General features: G+C 69.3%; 2 pseudogenes. Both read left to right on the top strand.

Annotated features, from left to right (window positions below):
* Positions 1 to 605, top strand: a pseudogene (locus I59_RS03080) (replication-associated recombination protein A); the annotation flags it as partial.
* A 250-nt stretch (positions 606 to 855) separates the two neighbouring features.
* A pseudogene (locus tag I59_RS03075) lies at positions 856 to 1,053 on the top strand (30S ribosomal protein S4); the annotation flags it as partial.

The raw sequence follows: 1,053 nt of genomic DNA, 5'->3' as shown, positions 1-1,053 counted from the left end.
CGGTGGACCGCGCACTGCTCCGCTACGACCGGCAGGGCGACGAGCACTACGACGTCATCAGTGCGTTCATCAAGTCGGTGCGGGGGAGCGATGTCGACGCTGCGCTGCACTACCTGGCTCGCATGATCGAGGCGGGCGAGGACCCGCGCTTCATCGCCCGTCGGATCATCATCTCCGCGTCCGAGGACATCGGCATGGCCGACCCGCAGGCGCTGCCGATCGCCGTGGCGGCTGCGCAGGCGGTGCAGTTGATCGGCATGCCCGAAGGGCGCATCCCGTTGGCCGAGGCGGTGGTGTACCTCGCGACCGCGCCGAAGTCGAACGCCGCCTACAACGGGGTGAACGAGGCGATGGCGGACGTCAAGGCGGGGCGGATGGGCGTGGTGCCGACCCACCTCCGTGACGCGCACTACCCGGGGGCGAAGCGCCTCGGGCACGGCAAGGGGTACGTCTACTCGCACGACGCTGAGCACGGGGTGGCGAAGCAGCAGTACCTCCCGGACGCGCTCGAGGGCACCGAGTACTACACCCCGACCACGAACGGCTTCGAGCGCGAGGTCGGTCCCCGGCTCGAACGTCTCCGGAAGATCACCCGCGGCGAGTAGGCGCGGCGGTGGTCCGGCGCCCGACTTGCTGCTATCGTTGGTCCGCCTACGTCCTGGTCCTCGAGCACGGCTGCGTCGAGGACAGAGTGCCACTCCGGTGGCACGGGGGCAGAGGTTCGGACTGTAGCCGTCCGATCCCACAGGCTCATCCCTCTGGATCCCGTCGTCGGGACCGGTCCTTCCCGTGTGTCTCGTGCGCACGGAGGGCGGTGCCCCTCGAGTATTCAGTTCAGACAGAGAAAAGGACCCTGTGTCTACCAAGTCACGCACCCGTAGCAAGACCCGCCTCTCGCGCGCGCTCGGCATCCCGCTGACGCCGAAGGCGGCCCGGTACCTCGAGAAGCGCCCCTACGGCCCCGGTGAGCACGGCCGCACCCGCCGTCGTGCGGACAGCGACTACGCCGTCCGTCTCCGTGAGAAGCAGCGTCTGCGCGCCCAGTCGGCTCCG

This window comes from Curtobacterium sp. B8 (assembly GCF_000333315.1).
GTDB lineage: Bacteria > Actinomycetota > Actinomycetes > Actinomycetales > Microbacteriaceae > Curtobacterium > Curtobacterium luteum.
This window is presented reverse-complemented; position numbering and strand designations above follow the sequence as displayed.